Source organism: Natronobacterium texcoconense (genome assembly GCF_900104065.1).
Lineage (GTDB): Archaea > Halobacteriota > Halobacteria > Halobacteriales > Natrialbaceae > Natronobacterium > Natronobacterium texcoconense.
In genome coordinates, this window is record NZ_FNLC01000001.1 from 986,905 (window position 1) to 1,000,787 (window position 13,883).

At 64.3% G+C, this 13,883-nt stretch carries 12 protein-coding genes and 1 pseudogene; 7 read left to right on the top strand and 6 right to left on the bottom strand.

Annotated elements, in window-relative coordinates; genetic code table 11:
• Window positions 1-2 precede the first annotated feature (2 nt).
• Together BLR35_RS05015 and BLR35_RS05020 are read right to left on the bottom strand one after the other, a co-directional pair.
• Window positions 3-1,190 carry a sensor histidine kinase gene (locus BLR35_RS05015; protein ID WP_090378244.1) on the bottom strand — a complete coding sequence of 396 codons (1,188 nt, stop codon included), beginning with the start codon at window positions 1,188-1,190 and terminating at the stop codon, window positions 3-5.
• Between the two features lie 39 nt (window positions 1,191-1,229).
• The gene (locus BLR35_RS05020; RefSeq protein ID WP_139169242.1) at window positions 1,230-2,441 is read right to left on the bottom strand and encodes a cation:proton antiporter; all 1,212 of its coding nucleotides are present in this window, start codon (window positions 2,439-2,441) and stop codon (window positions 1,230-1,232) included.
• A 186-nt stretch (window positions 2,442-2,627) separates the two neighbouring features.
• Here BLR35_RS05020 and BLR35_RS05025 point away from each other — a divergent pair, with 186 nt between their 5' ends.
• The 4 genes from BLR35_RS05025 (at window position 2,628) to BLR35_RS05040 (ending at window position 6,598) form a co-directional block, all read left to right on the top strand.
• Window positions 2,628-3,179, top strand: a complete 552-nt coding sequence (locus BLR35_RS05025; RefSeq protein WP_244510188.1) for a hypothetical protein — start codon at window positions 2,628-2,630, stop codon at window positions 3,177-3,179.
• A gap of 95 nt (window positions 3,180-3,274) precedes the next feature.
• On the top strand, window positions 3,275-4,069 hold the full coding sequence (locus BLR35_RS05030) for a class I fructose-bisphosphate aldolase (protein ID WP_090378251.1): 795 nt from the start codon (window positions 3,275-3,277) through the stop codon (window positions 4,067-4,069).
• On the top strand, window positions 4,070-4,927 hold the full coding sequence (locus BLR35_RS05035) for a class 1 fructose-bisphosphatase (RefSeq protein WP_090378254.1): 858 nt from the start codon (window positions 4,070-4,072) through the stop codon (window positions 4,925-4,927).
• Between the two features lie 297 nt (window positions 4,928-5,224).
• A complete protein-coding gene (locus BLR35_RS05040) occupies window positions 5,225-6,598 on the top strand; it encodes an ADP-dependent glucokinase/phosphofructokinase (protein WP_090378257.1) in 1,374 nt (457 codons plus the stop codon).
• A 27-nt stretch (window positions 6,599-6,625) separates the two neighbouring features.
• Here the strand turns inward: BLR35_RS05040 and BLR35_RS05045 are convergent, their stop codons facing one another.
• A complete protein-coding gene (locus BLR35_RS05045) occupies window positions 6,626-7,519 on the bottom strand; it encodes a universal stress protein (RefSeq protein ID WP_090378259.1) in 894 nt (297 codons plus the stop codon).
• Window positions 7,520-7,584: 65 nt separating this feature from the next.
• A pseudogene (locus BLR35_RS05050) lies at window positions 7,585-8,825 on the bottom strand (glycosyltransferase).
• A 138-nt stretch (window positions 8,826-8,963) separates the two neighbouring features.
• Here BLR35_RS05050 and gap point away from each other — a divergent pair.
• From gap to BLR35_RS05065, 3 genes are read left to right on the top strand one after another with little or no spacing between them, the layout of a single operon-like run.
• On the top strand, window positions 8,964-10,034 hold the full coding sequence (gap, locus tag BLR35_RS05055; protein WP_090378262.1) for a type I glyceraldehyde-3-phosphate dehydrogenase: 1,071 nt from the start codon (window positions 8,964-8,966) through the stop codon (window positions 10,032-10,034).
• A 16-nt stretch (window positions 10,035-10,050) separates the two neighbouring features.
• On the top strand, window positions 10,051-11,268 hold the full coding sequence (locus BLR35_RS05060) for a phosphoglycerate kinase (RefSeq protein ID WP_090378265.1): 1,218 nt from the start codon (window positions 10,051-10,053) through the stop codon (window positions 11,266-11,268).
• Window positions 11,265-12,251: a nucleotidyltransferase family protein gene (locus BLR35_RS05065; protein ID WP_139169243.1), complete on the top strand. Its 987-nt coding sequence runs from the start codon at window positions 11,265-11,267 to the stop codon at window positions 12,249-12,251. Before BLR35_RS05060 ends, BLR35_RS05065 begins: the two co-directional genes overlap by 4 nt.
• Here the strand turns inward: BLR35_RS05065 and BLR35_RS05070 are convergent.
• Window positions 12,248-12,529 (bottom strand): DUF8119 family protein, encoded by a 282-nt coding sequence (locus BLR35_RS05070; RefSeq protein ID WP_090378269.1) that lies wholly within the window; start codon window positions 12,527-12,529, stop codon window positions 12,248-12,250. The genes BLR35_RS05065 and BLR35_RS05070 overlap by 4 nt on opposite strands.
• Window positions 12,529-13,701, bottom strand: coding sequence for a hypothetical protein (locus tag BLR35_RS05075; protein WP_090379702.1), 1,173 nt, complete (start codon window positions 13,699-13,701; stop codon window positions 12,529-12,531). Before BLR35_RS05075 ends, BLR35_RS05070 begins: the two co-directional genes overlap by 1 nt.
• Window positions 13,702-13,883 lie beyond the last annotated feature (182 nt).

Genomic DNA, 13,883 nt, shown 5'->3' on the forward strand with positions numbered 1-13,883 from the left:
ACTCACTCTGCCGGCGGCCCGATTCGGCCCGTCCGAGCGAGCGAATCGTCACTCGCGGCCGGCAACGAGACCGAAAACGTCGACCCCTCGCCGGGATCGGAGTCGACCCATATCTCGCCGCCGTGACGTTCGGCGATCCGATCACAGAGTGCGAGCCCAATTCCAGTCCCTGGCCGCTCTTCGTGGCTGTGTAGCCGCCGGAACACCTCGAAGATCCGTTCCTGCTGGTCGGGGTCGATACCGATCCCCTCGTCCTCGACCGAGATCACCCACTCCGTGCCGTCCCGTTCGGCCGAGACCGCGATTCGTGCCGGTTCGTCGCCGCTGTACTCGACCGCGTTCGAGACGAGGTTCTGGAACAGCTGTCGGAGCTGGTTCGGATCACCCTCGACGCGTGGCAGGTCGCCGACCTCGAGTTCGGTGTCCGTTTCCTCGATCCGAATTTCGAGGTTCTTCCGGACGTCGTCGAGAACACACTCGAGGTCGACGGCTTCGAACTGGTCTCCCTGTGTTTCGACGCGAGAGTACTCGAGCAGTGCGTCGATCATCGCTTTCATCCGTTCGGCGCCGTCGATCGCGTACTCGAGGAACTCCTCGCCGTCCTCGTCGAAGTCGTCGCCGTACTCCTGGTCGATCAGCTGGAGGTAACTCGAGACCATCCGTAACGGCTCCTGGAGGTCGTGGGAGGCAGCGGAGGCGAACTGCTCGAGTCGTTCGTTCGACTCCTCGAGTTGTCGCTGGGTTCGCTCGAGCAGTTCGTTCTGTCGTTCCAGCCGGTGGGCGTGGGTTTTCGCCTGTGCGTCGTAGACGCCGACGCCGAAGCCGGCGACCGAACTGAATCCGGTGAGGATCGCGATCGAACGCACCGGTTCAGAAAGACCGGTGTCCGGCTGGAGGTGATAGAGCCCGAGAATGACGAGCATCGCCGCGATTCCGGTGAGACACCACACCGAGATAACGGGGTGGAACTGGGAGTCGATGTCCGTGTGAGGAAGCCGATAACCGCCGATCAGGAGTACGAGCCCGGAGCCACTGATAAAGCTCAGGACGACGAGAACGGTGATGAGCGACTCGTTGTGAGAGGTTGGCACGAGCGCCGTTCCAAAACCGAGAGCAAGATAGAGAGCACCGAGAGCAACGACTGTGTCTCTCCCGCCGACGAGGGGTAGCAGTCGGTTCTGACGCTCCATCGTTTCTTCTGGGAGAGACAGCCCAATAGTTGTTTGGCATCAAGTGTCGTGTTGGGCGACAGTTCTCCCGACGCGTCGACCGACCAGCGAGAGAACGTATCCGCCGAGGCAGGCACCGACCGCCCACGGCACGAAGAGGAGGCCGGCGACGAGTGGGCCGAATCCGAGTACGTAGTATGGCGCGAAGGCAGTCGTCGCGACGAACGGTACGGTCACGGCCAGGAGGCCGACCGGCCACGTCGAACTACCCGACTCGAGTCCGTGACCCAGCAGGAGAAACGACGTCCCGGCGACGCCAAACGTCCCCAACAGGATCGCAGGCCCCGTGCCGAAGAGGAGCCAGCCACCGACCCCGAGCAGGATCGACATTCCGACGACGATGCCGAGGAGCGTGCGGCGTTCGAGCGGCAAGCCGGACCGGGAACAGACACGCTCGAGGACGTTTTCGCCGCGTTCGCCGATAGCTCGCCTGCGAGTGCTCTGTCGATCGAACCGGCCGACTACGATGGCTGCGACACCGATGGTGGCGGCCGGGACGAGACCCGCGACGACCCCGTGTGACAGCAGGAGCGGACCGAAGACGACTCCCACGGAGGCCCACGAAGCCAGCGAACCGGCGATTCCGTCCGGGCCGTAGGCGACGTACGTCCGGGACGAGAACCCATCGTCGGCCGTCCACGTGAGGGAACCGTCCTCCTGGTCGGCGTTCGGAGGGTCGTTCGCTACCTGCATTTCCTCGGGAAGGTGGATCGTGACGCGTTCGGCCCGAACGTCGTACCGGTACTGGGTTCCGCCGGCGTAGAAGTAGTCGAGAACCCGGCCGTCGCCGACGGCGGAGTCGGCGACCTCGGGGACGTCGTACTCGACGGTGACGACGCCGTCGTCGATCGAGGACTCGATATTTCGTGCGTCGTCGATCGCGACGTCATGTCGATACCAGCCGTCGTCGACGGCGGCCTCGAGTGCGGCGGAATCGCTCCCGTAGCGTTCGGCGGTGCTTTCGTTGACGGGGACGCGGGCAACCCAGCGGGAGTCGCCGTCCTCGTCGACGTGGACGTCGAGCGTTCCGGGATCGGTCGCGCCGTCGACCGAATCACAGACGCCACAGATCGACAGCGGGGGATGGGCGGCGACGACGAGTCCGGAACTCGCGGCGACGACCGCAACGACTGCCACGAGCGAGAGGAGGCCAAAAATGACGAACTTCCGGGGACGGTTGAACTGTCGGCGTGGAGAGGAGGTACAGGGCACGTCTCGCCCAACTGTTGGAAGGTAAATAAATGTACGTCTACAACTCGAGCGGTGATCGGTCCGTAGAACGCCCTGAACGCCGTCGTCAGACTCGAGAAGAGCCACTCACGACGGTGGAAGATGTCGGCTGTGCTGGGGTAAAATTCAAGGCCAAACAGTGTGAGCTACTGATGACTGGTGAATCGCGTGGAAGAGGAATACGTCGACGACGTGGCGGAAGGGGAGAGCCTCACCGACGAGGAACGGGACGCACTCGAGGCCGCGGACCTCGATCCCGAGGGCGTGCCGGAGAAACAGTACTCCTACCGGGCGCTGCTGGACGAGGACATCGACGAGTCTCTCGCGGACGAGCTCCGGCGTCGGTTCTCGCTTCCCTGGTCGTACGAGAGCGACGGCGACCTCGATCGACGCTCGAGCGAGGTACGCGGTCTCGCCGATAGCGAACGGGAGTGGATCGCCGTCAGCGGGGACGAGGACTGGCAATCGTTCGACTACGAGACCGAGGACGTCGACGTCGTCCCACGGGAGAAGCCGGACGAACGACCGTACCCGAAGCCGACACCCGTGACGGCCGTGACTGGTGTCGGTCCCGACGACGCGGAGAAGTTGGCCGAAGCTGGAATACTCTCGGCCGAACGGCTGGCGACTGTCAACGCGTTCGAGGTCGCCAGCGCGCTCGATCTGGACGTTCTCCACGTTCGGACGTGGCGCCACAACGCGCGGGAACTGCTCCCCTAACTGACCGTAATCGGCCGCCAATTACTACAGAAGTACGTAATTTAGATAATTAGGACCATCAGAGATATATACCGCACTGTAGGACCATCTACCAGATGATTCCGATCGACGACTCTCCGATCGTCCGCGATGGCAAGTCACTGATTCTCGCGATGGACCACGGCCTCGAGCACGGTCCGGTCGACTTCGAGGAGGTACCGGAAAAGCTGGACCCATCGACGGTGTTCGAGACGGCGACCCACGACGCCGTCACCTGTATGGCGGTCCAGAAGGGGATCGCCGAGGGGTACTACCCCAGCTACGAGGACGACGTCAACCTCCTGTTGAAGATAAACGGCACCTCGAACCTCTGGATGGGCGAGTACGATTCGGCGGTCAACTGTTCGGTCGACTACGCGGCCGAAATCGGTGCCGACGCCGTTGGCTTTACGCTCTACGGTGGCTCGAACCACGAGGTCGAGATGGCAGAGGAGTTCCGCGACGTCCAGGAAGACGCCCGCGAGCACGACCTCCCCGTCGTCATGTGGTCGTACCCCCGCGGCCAGGGACTCAAGAACGACACCAAGCCGGAGGTTATCTCCTACGCGACCCGGCTCGGCCTCGAGCTGGGTGCCGACATCGCGAAGGTCAAGTACCCCGGCAGCCCCGAAGCGATGGAACACGCCTGCAAGTGCGCCGGTGACATGAAGGTCGTCATGAGCGGCGGCTCGAAGACGTCGGACTACGAGTTCCTCTCGACCGTCGAAGCCGCCGTCAGCGCCGGCGCGAAAGGACTGGCCGTCGGCCGCAACGTCTGGCAGCGCGAGGATCCGACTCGCATTCTGGACGCCCTCGAGAAAGTAATCTACGAGGAAGAGACCGCAGACGCCGCACTCGAGGCTACCGAGTAGATGACCGTGTCCGATCCAGTCGACGAAGTCGTCGCCACGATCGCCCGCTCCGCAGCAGAGGTACGCCAGGGGCTGGTCGGCCGCCGAGGGAAAGCCGACGAGGAGAATCCGAGCGGCGAAACCCAGGCCGAGGCGGACGTGTGGGCAGACGAGTTGCTCGCCGACCGGTTGACGTCGATCGACGGCGTCGGTCAGTACGCGAGCGAGGAGCGCTCGGAGATCATCGACGGCGGAGACGAGAAGGTGTACGTCGCCGTCGACCCGCTCGATGGCTCGTCGAACCTGAAGTCGAACAACACGATGGGGACGGTGTTTGGCATCTACGAGGAGCCGCTTCCTGCTCCCGGATCCGCGCTGGTCGCCTCCGGCTGGATCCTCTACGGCCCGATCACGACCATGGCGTGTGCTCGCGACGGAACGGTCACGAAGTACGAACTCACCGGTGGCGAACGGACCGTCGTCGAGCGCGACGTCACCCTACCTGACGATCCGCTCGTCTACGGCTTCGGCGGCCGCGTCCCCCACTGGCTCGACGAGTTCAGGGAGTACGCCCGCGAGATCGAGTCCGACCCGAGCAACAAACTCCGCTACGGCGGCGCGATGATCGGCGACGTCAACCAGGTGCTGACCTACGGCGGGATCTTCGCCTACCCCGCCCTCGAGGACAGCCCCCGCGGAAAGCTCCGTCTGCAGTTCGAGGGGAACCCGATCGCGTACCTCGTCGAGGCCGCCGGCGGCCGCTCCTCCGACGGGACCCAGTCGATCCTCGAGGTGGAACCGAACGACCTCCACGACCGGGTTCCGCTGCACGTCGGCAATACTGAGCTGATCGAGCGCCTCGAGGACGCGCTCGCCTAGGGATTCCCCACTGTCGGGGCGTCTCCGACCGTCGGCGAGACCAAAACTGAGGCGGCGTCCGCCCCGGGACCGCCACCGACTTCTTCAGCGGCGTCCGTGTCGCCGTCGACCCGCTGGTCACCGGACGAACGCATCTCGAGACGTTGGTCTGTCTCAGACGACGGGCTATAGTAACTCCTGCAACTATTCACACACTGATCGCACGCTGTCGTGCGATCAGGTATGCAATGACTTGCAGTGGCTACTATACACGGAAACCCCAGGATTATCCCACTGCGTCTGGGAGGGAGCCCTGCCATGCAGGACGCCCACGCCCAACTGGAGGCGGACATCGCCGAACTCGAGGACCTGCCGGTGTTCGTCGCCTACAACGCGAACGTCGACGCGATCGTTCGGGTCGACGGGGAACTCGAGTCGTTCCTCGAGCGGCCTTCCGATCCCGGCTCCGAACTGCCGTCGAGTCCGCTGGAGTCGAAACGGGAACTCGCGGCGGCGATCGCACACACGATGGCCGCCGGCCGGGGCGACGAGATCGCGATGGCCGACGAGTTCGCCGCGACACTCGAGTCCGAACTGGCGCCCGATAGCCAGCAGATGGGCGGCCAGGCGGGGATCATGACGAACCTGCTCACCGCACTGGGAACCGCACCGATCACGTACACGTACCTGGTTTCGGAGCGACAGCTCTCGATGTTCGACCACCCCGGCGAGGTGCGGTATCCGACCGTCGAGGACGGTCAGGTGAGCTACGTGCCCCTCCCCGAAGCGGTCAACACGGATCGGACGAAGATCAACTGGGTATTCGAGTTCAGAGAAGGCGACGAGTTCTTCGGCGTGACCGCACCCGAAGACACTCGGTTCATCGCGGCCTCGAGGCCGCCGGAGTTCGACCTCTCTGCGGGGGAACTCGACGAGGCGATCGATCAGGTGGGCGAAGCCGTCGACGGAGCCCTCCTCGCAGGGTATCACAACCTCACGCCCGACCACGTCGAGGAGGGGTACGAGGAGACTCACAAACACGCACGCGACGTTCTCCGTCGACTCCGGTCGGAAAGCGACGTCGACGTCCACGTCGAGTACGCCGTCACCCACGACGACGATCTCAGAGACAGCATGTACGAGTGGATTCTGCCGGAGGCGAACGTCGTGGGGGCGGATACGCACGAGCTGACGATGTTGCACGACGACGCGGGTATCGACGCCGTCGAGGAGCCACCGTCGGAGGCGACTCCGTTCGAACCCGGGGAGATCCTCGACCACTACCGGATGCTCGAGGCGGTCCGCGAGGAACTCGGCGTCGACTGTCTGCAGTTACACGCCATGGAGTATCACCTCGCCGTGATGGAGTCGTACCACTCGCCGGAGGCGCTTCGACGGGGCCTCGAGTTCTCCGCCGTCAACGCCGCGACGAAGGCGGCGCTGGGACACATCTCCGAGCCCGGGGACCTCGAGACCGGGCTGGAGTACGAGCCCTCGGAGATGGGGCGAGAAGCGATCGAACTGCTGGCCGATCACCTCGGCGAGTCGGCCGAGGATGGCGTCCTCGCCACGCCCTCGGTCGCTGCCTGCCCCAATCGCGTCGTCGACGAGCCGGCTGGGACGGTCGGCATCGGCGACATCGTCTCCTCCTCGAGTTTCGTCCTGGAACTCGCGGTAGCCAACGATCAGTAAGCGGGAGCACGGTATCGGCGAGTGTCGTCACGGATGCTCGGCACTGACCGGCACGCAAAACACCGGCACCTCGGCCTGGCGGACGACGTTTTCGGTGACGCTTCCGAGAAACCACTGTCCGATCCCCGTCCGGCCGTGCGTTCCCATGACGATCAGGTCGACGTCGTTCTCGGTCGCGTACGTGGGAACCTCCCTCACCGGAGAGCCGGTCACGGTCGATCCCGAGACGTCCACTCCGGCGTCTTCACCGTGTTCCCGGACCGCGTCGAGTGCCGCTTCGCCCCTGTTCTCGAGCACCTCGAGGAGATCGTCACTCGCTCTATCGGCGTCGAACGGACTCGTGTCGATCGAGTAGAGCGCATGCAGTGATGACTCGAGCCGACTCGCGAGTTCGATTCCCCACTCGGTCGCGATCGTCGCACCGTCGCTGCCGTCCGTCGGAAGGAGGAGTCGCTCGAACGGGACGTCGGCGATTGCGGGTTCGTCGGCGTTCGGTGGAACCGCGAGTACGGGAGTCCGTGCCGTTCGAAGGACGTTTTCGGTCACGCTGCCGAGGAGAACCCTGTCGAGTCCCGTTCGGCCTTTCGTTCCCATGACGATGACGTCGATCTCGCGTCGACTGGCGTACTCTCTGATCGACTGGAACGGAGTGCCCTTTCTGACCGCGGTCGTAACGTCTCTCTCCTCGTCGTGGTCCGTGGCCAGCCGTGCGATTTCCTCGACTGCTTCCTCGGCGTTCTCTTCGAACGACTGAATATCCCGTTCGTCGAAGTCCGCCGCCTGGAACCGGGATTCGACGATCGACAGGACGTGGACGTCCGCGTCGATCCGAGACGCGAGCGCGATCCCGCGTCTGGCTCCTGCGAGTGCCCCGTCGCTGCCGTCGGTCGGTATCAGTATCGATTCGATAAACCGGCTCATGGGAGCGGTCCTGGATTGCTTCACCGCCTCGGTGGATAACTGTGTGGGGGTGGCTGTCGTCGCCGTCAGGTATCGAGTCCCAGCGAGTCGACGAAAATTTCGAGGAGGTCCACGAGCTGTCGGGGAAGCAAGAACTGTTCTCGGACGTGTTCCCGGGCGTTGTCGCCGAAGGATCGCCGACGGTCGTCGTCCTCGAGAAGATCCACGACTCGGTCGCCGGCACCCACGACGTCGTCCGGCTCGACGAGATACCCGTTCCGACCGTCCTCGACCTGGAGTGGAATCCCGCCGACCGTCGAGCCGACGACCGGCGTACGCTTCCAGAGTGCCTCCGCGACGACGAGGCCGAACCCCTCACGCAGGGACTTCTGGACGACGACGTCCGACAGCTGCTGGAGGGCGTTTATCGTCGCGTCCGGGAGGTCGGTCAGGACGTGGACGTCCGGATCGTCGACCGCTTCGTCGGCGACCTGTTCGTACAGCTCCAGTCCCTCCGGATCGTCGCCGGCCATCCCACCGGCCAGCACCAGCTGGAGCTCTGCCACCTCCGCTTTGGCGGTTCGATACGCCTCGAGCGTCCCGAACTGGTCTTTCCACGGGTCGAAGCGGGAGACCTGCGTCATCACGGGTGCGTCGAACGAGAGTGGGTCCAGGTGGTCGCGTTCGGCCGCCAGTTCGTCGTCCTCGAGCGATCGGTTCTTCTCCGTCACCGGATCGATCGAGGGGTAGACGATGCTCGTTGCCGGAGCGTCGATTGCTGCGTACGCCGAGCGACTGAAAATCGCGTGATCGATCGGATCGGTGTACGCGGAGACGAACGCGAGATACTCCTCGACCGGGTCGGTGAGATCGACGTGACACCGCCAGACGATCGATGCGTCCGGGAATCGTTCGTCGAGTCGCTCGAGCATGCCGAGCGGCTGTGGATCGTGAGCAGCACGAGGTCGTACTCGTCTTCGATCTCGGTAGCGTTCTGCTTGGTCACCTCGCGATACGTCGCTTTCATCTCGTCGGTCAGCGGTTCGCTGTCCCCCTGAAGTCCGTTGTGGACTGCCTTCGTAACCTCGAAGAAGTCGTCGTCGGCGTCCATGACGAGCCAGTCGGTGTCGATGCCGAGGTCGTTACAGACCGGTACGATCGACCGAAGCAGCTCCGCAACCCCACCTCCCGTGGCAGTCGAGTTGACGTGGAGGATCCGGACGTCCGCAAGCGCCTCGGCGAGTTCGCGAAGTCGCTCGAGGCGATCGCTCTCGATGACGGGAGCGTAGGCCTCGATCGATCTGTCCGGGAGTGAGGGGGGATGCATCGTCTACGCGCCACCACCACCACGACGCTCGTATCAGTTGGGGTCAGTCACCCAGGAAAACGGATTAGACGGTCTGTATATCCAGATATACGACGGATCGGGCCAACAAATTTACTTGCCGGAGGTGCAGTCCCTGCCATGAACGAGGACACGAACGACGGCTCCGGAACCGACGAAACGCTTCGTATCGGACTCAACGGCTTTGGGCGGGTCGGACGCTGTCTCCTCCGTGCGTCGCTGACTCACGACGACGTCGATATCGTGGCGATCAACGACGTGATGGACGACGACGATATGGAGTACCTGCTCACGTACGATTCGGTTCACGGCCGACTCGACGGGATTTCCCGCGACGGAGACACTCTCTTCGTTGACGACCAGGAGTTCCAGTTGCTCTCGGAGCGCGAGCCGTCGGACCTCCCGTGGGACGAACTGGACGTCGACATTGCCTTCGAAGCGACGGGGCTGTTCCGGACCCACGACGAGGCTGCCCAGCACCTCGAGGCCGGTGCGGACAAGGTGATCATCTCGGCGCCGCCGAAAGGCGAAACTGAGGTGCCGATGTTCGTCTACGGCGTCAACCACGAGGAGTACGAGGGTGACGACGTCCTCTCGAATGCCTCCTGTACGACGAACTCGGTTGCGCCAGTCCTGCAGGCTCTCGACGAGGAGTTCGAGGTTGTCTCTGGGCTCCTGACGACCGTCCACGCGTACACCGGCAGTCAGGCGCTCGTAGACGGCCCCATGGAGAAACGACGCCGCGGCCGCGCCGCCGCCGAGAACATCGTTCCGACGACGACCGGTGCGGCCGATTCGACCAGCGAAGTACTCCCCGAGTTCGAGGGCAAACTCGAGGGGATGGCGATGCGGGTACCGGTCCCGAACGGGTCGGTCACCGACATCACTGTCAACATCGAGGAAGACATCGAACGCGAGGAAGTGACCGACGCGATCCGGACCGCGGCCGACGACAGGATGGCTGGCGTCCTCGGCTACACCGACGACAAGATCGTCTCCCGGGACATCGTCGGGCTACCGTTCGCCTCGTACGTCGATCTCGAGTCCATGATGGTCGCAGCCAACGACACGGTGAAAGTACTCGCCTGGTACGACAACGAGTACGGCTTCTCGAATCAGCTGATCAAACTCGCAAAACACGTCGCGAACGAGTCAGAGAGCATCGACGCCGGACGGACCGTTGCCCACTGACAAGACCACCCCCACCATGACTACGTTTCGAACGATCGACGACCTCGAGCCTGGCCAGCGACTGCTCGTCCGGATCGACGTCAACGCCGCCGTCGAGGACGGGACCGTCAAGGATAGTCGGCGGTTCGCCCGTCACGCCGAAACTATCCGGGAACTGCTCGCGGACGATCACGCGGTCGCCCTGCTTGCCCATCAGGGTCGGCCGGGCCGGGACACGTTCGTCTCGCTCGAGCAACACGCCGACATCCTCGCCGACCACCTCGATCACCCCGTCGAATTCGTCGCCGACACGTACGGCGAGGACGCGCTCGCGGCCATCGACGACCTCGAGTCGGGCGACGTGCTCCTGCTCGAGAACGTCCGGATGTGCGACGAGGAACTCCCCGAGGAACCACCGGACGCGAAAGCCGAGACGGACCTCGTCCGGACGCTCGCCCCGGCGTTCGATGCCTACGTCGGGGACGCGTACTCGGCCGCGCATCGCTCTCACGCCTCGATCGTCGGCTTTCCGCGCGTCATGGATGCCTGCGCGGGCCGAGTGATGGAACGGGAGTACACGGCGATCACGGCCGTCAGGGACCGAGAGTTCGACGGGCCGGTCACGATGATTCTCGGCGGGACGAAAGCCGAGGACGTCATCCCGATCATCGAGCGACTCGACGACGTCGTCGATCGGTTCTGTCTCGGTGGCGTCGTCGGCGAACTCTTCTTGCGGGCCGACGGCCACGATGTCGGGTACGACGTCGGCGAGACGTCGCTTTTCGACCATCAGTGGGACGACCACCGGGACCGCCTCGAGCGTAGTCTCAACGCGTACCGCGACCGGTTACGTCTCCCGTCGGATCTCGCCTACGAGGACGACGACGGCGAGCGCGCGGAGGTTGTGGTCGAGGGGCTCGAGAAGGATCGACCGTTTCTCGACGTCGGCTCCGAGACGGCCGACCGCTACGTCGACGTCGTCGAGGACTCCGCGGCGGCGTTCGTCAAGGGTTCGCTCGGCGTCTTCGAGGACGAACGGTTCGCCAAGGGGACCGTCGCGGTCGTCTCGGCGATGGCCGACTCCGACTGCTTTACGGTCGTCGGCGGCGGTGACACCGCCCGCGTCGTCGAACTGTACGATTTCGACGACGACGACTTTTCACGCGTCACGGTCGCCGGCGGTGCGTACGTTCGCGCCCTCACCGGCGACTCGCTCGTCGGCGTCGAGGTACTCGAAGAGGGGAGTCTGAAATGACTGGCACCACAGCCGTCGTTCTGGCCGGCGGCTACGCGACCCGACTGTGGCCGATCACGAGGCACCGCCCCAAGATGTTTCTCCCGCTCGGGGAGACGACCGTCATCGAGCGAATCTACGCGGAACTCGAGTCCATCGACCGGATCGACGAGGTCTACGTGAGTACGAACGAACGGTTCGCGCCCGACTTCGAGGCCCACCTCGAGGAAAGCCCCTACGAGAAACCCCGGCTCTCCGTCGAGGAGACCGAGCACGAAGACGAGAAACTCGGCGTCGTCGGCGCACTCGCCCAGCTACTCGATCGCGAAGGACTCGACGACGATCTGCTGGTGATCGCTGGCGACAACCTCTTCGATTTCGCCGTCAGCGACTTTCTCGAGTACTTCGACCGACGCGAGGGGCCGGTGATCGCCGCCTACGACGTCGGCGACCGAGAGAAGGCCACGTCCTACGGCGTGGTCGAACTGGACGACGAGCGCGTCGTCGATTTCCAGGAAAAACCGGACGAACCGGAGACTTCACTCGTCTCGATCGGCTGCTACGCGTTCCCCGGAGAGACGCTGTCGCTTTTCACCTCGTACCTCGAGGAAGGGAACAACCCGGACGAGCCCGGCTGGTTCGTCCAGTGGCTTCAGGACCGCGAACCGACCTACGCCTATCCGTTCGAGGGCGTGTGGTTCGACATCGGCACCAGGGAGAGTTACCTCGACGCAGTCTCCTGGTACCTCGACGGCGAGTCGCACGTCGCGGAATCGGCGATCGTTCGGGACACGACCGTCGATGACAGTACCCTCGTGATGCCGGGCGCGACCCTCGTCGACGCCGCCGTCGAACGGTCGGTGATCTTCCCTGACGTCGACCTCGAGTCGACGACGGTGCGGGGATCGATCGTCGACGACGGAGCCAGCATCAGCGGGTTCGACCTCGAGCGTGCACTGATCGGGGCCTATAGCCGGATTCCGGACGAACGGCAACAGTCCTAGTTGTGGCGTCCTGGGTTGCTCACCTCGTCGCCGGCGGCCGTCGCGTTCCACCAGCCGGCCGTAATAGAGACGTAGACGCCGACGCCGCCGAGAAGCAGGGCGTAAAACGCCCATCGTGGCCAGGCGAACGCGAGGAACGTGAGCGTGAGCAACAGGACCCACAGCGTGAGGATCACCAGGTCGGCGAGGACGCGGACACCCGTGCTCGTAGCGGCACCGAGTCGCCCTCGCTGCGTTCGTTCGTCGTCGGTCGTCGGTCGTGTCTGTTCGTCGGTCATCAGAAGTGATAGCCGTGTCTCGCCGTCAGTTCGTAGGCGCTGACTCCCCAGACGTAGCTCTGTCCGGGCCACCACGTCCGGGCGTTGTTGAACCCCGCGACGAGGACGTCCTCGTCCTCGCCGTCCGAATCGGGGTAGTAGCTCACCGATCCGCTGTCGCCGTCGGTCAGGTCCATCTCACCGCCCCAGCGGATCTGGCCGCGCCGACAGAAGTCGTCGGTGAAGCAGGTGACCGCATCGACGCCCTGTACCCGGCCGCTGGTGTGACCCGTCAGCGCGCCGACCTTCTCGAGTTCCTCGCCGCGAGCGACGAGATCCGCCAGGCCGAACCTGGTGAGCTGTCCGCGCACCCGAACCGGCTCTGGCGCGTCGATCCAGTTCGAGGGGGCGACCGTCGCTTCCGGTTCGATGGCGGCGACGTCTTCGATGGGATGGGCCCGGGCGACCGTTCCAAGCGTCGCCCGTTCCGCGGCCTGGAGCGGCAGCGTCAGCGTCTCCCCGATCGCATCGTCCGCTCCCTCGAAGGCGTGTTCTGCCGTGACGAAAAACGACTGCTCCGTCTCGGGATCGTACAGCGCCGGCCCGAGCGTCGCCAGACTCGAGGGCGTTTCACAGGCGATACCGCTCGGTGCCCGTCCCCCCGGCATCGTCTCGAGAATCCGTGGTTCGGCGAACTCGAACTCCTCGCTCCCGCCGTCGATTTCGAGAATCGTCTCGGTGCTGATCGAGATGCCGTCCGCGAACTCCCTGATCGCCTCCGGAACCGTCGACGCCTCGCTCGAGACGCCGATCGAGACCGACGCGGTGCCGCTCTCGTAGTCGCCCGGGACGACCGCGCTGCCAAGGTAGCCGGTGAAGGCGTATCTGGCCAGCAACTCGTTTAACTCGAAGGCCTTCTCGACGGCGGCGTACCAGTCGGCTGGGACGTATCGAATTCGCTCCTCGAGAGAGAACGGATCGTTCGGATCCGAACGGACCAACGCGGTGACGACGGGGACCTCGTCGTCGTCGGCACCGAGGAAGTCCTCGACGCCGAGGTAGTGAGCCACCCCGACGGCGTAGCCGCCGCCGGCGAGGGTTCGAAGGAACTCGCGACGATCGATCCCCGTTTCGATCCGATCGCGCAGCGTCGCAGGACGCCGACCGGATCGGTCACTACGTTCGTCGTACATGTCGTCGATACCGATAGCGTTCACTCGTCCACCCCGTTCGGGCAAAGCTAATGTTCACGTACACGGGGCGATTCGTCCGTACCCAAACCGTAGGACGAAATGGGGAATAGCGATTGTGCCTGCAGATGCGCCGAGTGAGTGTCCTACCCTGTTTTAATAGGTGGATGGATGAACGCAAGCGT

Bases quoted from the DNA above. Each gene is read 5' to 3' on its own strand.
- BLR35_RS05075 (WP_090379702.1), bottom strand. From the start codon at position 13,701: ATGTACGACGAACGTAGTGACCGATCCGGTCGGCGTCCTGCGACGCTG.
- BLR35_RS05040 (WP_090378257.1), top strand. From the start codon at position 5,225: ATGCAGGACGCCCACGCCCAACTGGAGGCGGACATCGCCGAACTCGAG.
- BLR35_RS05045 (WP_090378259.1), bottom strand. From the start codon at position 7,519: ATGAGCCGGTTTATCGAATCGATACTGATACCGACCGACGGCAGCGAC.
- BLR35_RS05070 (WP_090378269.1), bottom strand. From the start codon at position 12,529: ATGACCGACGAACAGACACGACCGACGACCGACGACGAACGAACGCAG.
- BLR35_RS05065 (WP_139169243.1), top strand. From the start codon at position 11,265: ATGACTGGCACCACAGCCGTCGTTCTGGCCGGCGGCTACGCGACCCGA.
- gap (WP_090378262.1), top strand. From the start codon at position 8,964: ATGAACGAGGACACGAACGACGGCTCCGGAACCGACGAAACGCTTCGT.
- BLR35_RS05015 (WP_090378244.1), bottom strand. From the start codon at position 1,190: ATGGAGCGTCAGAACCGACTGCTACCCCTCGTCGGCGGGAGAGACACA.
- BLR35_RS05035 (WP_090378254.1), top strand. From the start codon at position 4,070: ATGACCGTGTCCGATCCAGTCGACGAAGTCGTCGCCACGATCGCCCGC.
- BLR35_RS05030 (WP_090378251.1), top strand. From the start codon at position 3,275: ATGATTCCGATCGACGACTCTCCGATCGTCCGCGATGGCAAGTCACTG.
- BLR35_RS05060 (WP_090378265.1), top strand. From the start codon at position 10,051: ATGACTACGTTTCGAACGATCGACGACCTCGAGCCTGGCCAGCGACTG.